The following is a 2869-nucleotide window of genomic DNA, read 5'->3' as shown; positions in this document are numbered from 1 at the left end:
CTTGCCGACTTCACAGACGGATTTGCTCAAGCACTATACGCTGAGTGATGAAGACCTTGGGCATATCAGGCTGCGTCGGCGCGCTCACAACAGGTTCGGCTTCGCCCTGCAATTGTGTGTCCTGCGCTATCCCGGCCGGGTGCTGGCTCCAGGCGAACTGATCCCTGCAGAGGTCATCGAATTTATCGGAGCGCAGCTTGGCCTGGGTGCCGACGATCTCGTAGACTATGCTGCCCGCGAGGAAACACGGCACGAGCATCTTGCCGAGTTACGGGGGCTCTACGGCTTCCGCACCTTCTCCGGACGTGGTGCGAGCGAGCTGAAGGAATGGTTGTTCCGAGAAGCCGAGATGGCGGTGTCGAACGAGGATATCGCCCGTCGCTTCGTAGCCGAGTGCCGACGCACCCGCACTGTCCTTCCCGCGACATCCACGATCGAGCGGCTTTGTGCCGCGGCTCTCGTCGATGCCGAGCGACGCATCGAGACGAGGATCGCCAGTCGGCTGCCTATGTCGATCCGAGAACAGTTGCTGGCATTGCTCGAGGAGACGGCTGATGATCGGGTGACCCGTTTTGTGTGGCTGCGCCAGTTCGAGCCTGGCTCGAACTCTTCGTCGGCCAACCGGCTGCTCGACCGGCTCGAATATCTGCAACGCATCGATCTCCCCGAGGATCTGCTTGCCGGCGTTCCTGCCCATCGGGTGACTCGTCTGCGCAGGCAGGGTGAACGGTATTATGCCGACGGCATGCGCGATCTCCCGGAGGACAGGCGGCTTGCGATCTTGGCTGTTTGCGTCTCGGAATGGCAGGCGATGTTGGCCGACGCAGTGGTCGAAACCCACGACCGGATCGTCGGCCGTCTCTACCGTGCTTCGGAGCGTATTTGCCATGCAAAGGTCGCAGACGAAGCGGGGGTGGTGCGTGACACCCTGAAATCCTTCGCCGAGATCGGGGGCGCCCTGGTCGATGCACAGGATGATGGCCAGCCGCTGGGCGATGTCATCGCGAGTGGGTCAGGGTGGGACGGCTTAAAAACCCTTGTTGCAATGGCAACCAGGCTGACCGCCACCATGGCCGACGATCCGCTCAATCATGTGCTCGACGGTTATCACCGCTTCCGCCGATACGCTCCACGCATGTTGCGCCTGCTCGATCTGCGAGCTGCGCCCGTTGCACTGCCGCTTCTGGAAGCGGTGACGGCCCTTCGTACCGGTTTGAACGATGCCGCGATGACCAGCTTCTTGCGGCCCAGCTCGAAATGGCATCGCCACCTTCGGGCCCAGAGGGCTGGCGACGCTCGCCTATGGGAGATCGCGGTGCTGTTCCATCTGCGCGATGCGTTCCGCTCCGGAGATGTCTGGCTTACTAGGTCCCGGCGCTATGGCGATCTGAAACACGCACTCGTTCCGGCACAATCCATCGCGGAAGGCGGTCGTCTCGCTGTGCCATTGCGGCCGGAGGAATGGCTGGCAGACCGGCAAGCTCGCCTCGACATGCGGTTGCGCGAGCTTGGCCGTGCCGCTCGCGCAGGCACGATCCCGGGCGGGTCGATTGAAAACGGCGTTCTGCATATCGAGAAACTCGAAGCCGCCGCGCCGACAGGCGCCGAAGATCTGGTGCTCGATCTCTACAAGCAGATCCCGCCCACGCGCATCACCGATCTCCTGCTGGAGGTGGATGCGGCGACCGGCTTCACCGAAGCGTTCACCCATCTGCGCACAGGAGCACCCTGCGCTGACCGGATCGGGCTAATGAACGTTATCTTGGCGGAAGGGATCAACCTCGGCTTGCGCAAAATGGCGGATGCGACAAACACCCACACCTTCTGGGAATTGATCCGCATTGGACGGTGGCATGTCGAGGGCGAAGCCTATGACCGGGCGCTGGCCATGGTGGTCGAGGCACAGGCAGCGTTACCCATGGCCCGGTTCTGGGGCATGGGCACGTCGGCTTCGAGCGACGGACAGTTCTTCGTCGCTACAGAGCAAGGTGAGGCCATGAACCTGGTCAACGCGAAATATGGCAATACCCCGGGCCTGAAAGCCTATAGCCACGTCTCCGACCAATATGCGCCGTTCGCAACCCAGGTGATTCCTGCAACGGCAAGCGAAGCGCCTTACATCCTCGATGGCCTGCTGATGAACGATGCTGGACGCCATATCCGCGAGCAGTTCACCGACACGGGCGGCTTCACCGATCACGTCTTTGCCGCATGTGCCATTCTCGGCTACCGGTTCGCTCCGCGCATCCGCGACCTGCCATCCAAACGGCTCTACGCGTTCAATCCGTCGGCCGCCCCGGCGCACCTGCGAGCGTTGATCGGCGGAAAGGTCAACCAAGCCATGATCGAGCGCAATTGGCCCGACATCCTGCGCATCGCCGCCACCATTGCTGCCGGGACCGTCGCGCCAAGCCAGATTCTGCGGAAACTCGCCTCCTATCCGCGGCAGAACGAGCTCGCGACAGCCCTGCGGGAAGTCGGTCGCGTCGAGCGCACCCTGTTCATGATCGACTGGATTCTGGATGCCGAACTCCAACGGCGTGCCCAGATCGGGCTCAACAAAGGCGAAGCTCATCATGCGCTGAAGCGGGCAATCAGCTTCCACCGCCGCGGTGAAATCCGCGACCGTTCCGCCGAAGGCCAGCATTACCGCATCGCCGGCATGAATCTGCTCGCCGCCATCATCATCTTCTGGAACACCATGAAGCTCGGCGAGGTCGTTGCAAACCAGAAACGCGATGGAAAGCTGCTATCGCCCGATCTCTTGGCCCATGTTTCGCCGCTCGGATGGGAACACATCAATCTCACCGGAGAATATCGCTGGCCAAAGCCTTAGCGTAGGATTCCGCCCCCTCCCGCAAACGACCCC

The 2869-nt window shown here is 62.0% G+C and carries 1 protein-coding gene; it reads left to right on the top strand.

The genetic code is table 11. The annotated features are described in order from the left end of the window. Position 1 precedes the first annotated feature (1 nt). Positions 2-2836, top strand: coding sequence for a Tn3 family transposase (locus tag AKG11_RS33280; protein ID WP_050747123.1), 2835 nt, complete (start codon positions 2-4; stop codon positions 2834-2836). Positions 2837-2869 lie beyond the last annotated feature (33 nt).

The sequence above is a fragment of the Shinella sp. SUS2 genome (genome assembly GCF_001262505.1).
Taxonomy (GTDB): Bacteria; Pseudomonadota; Alphaproteobacteria; order Rhizobiales; family Rhizobiaceae; genus Shinella.
This window is presented reverse-complemented; position numbering and strand designations above follow the sequence as displayed.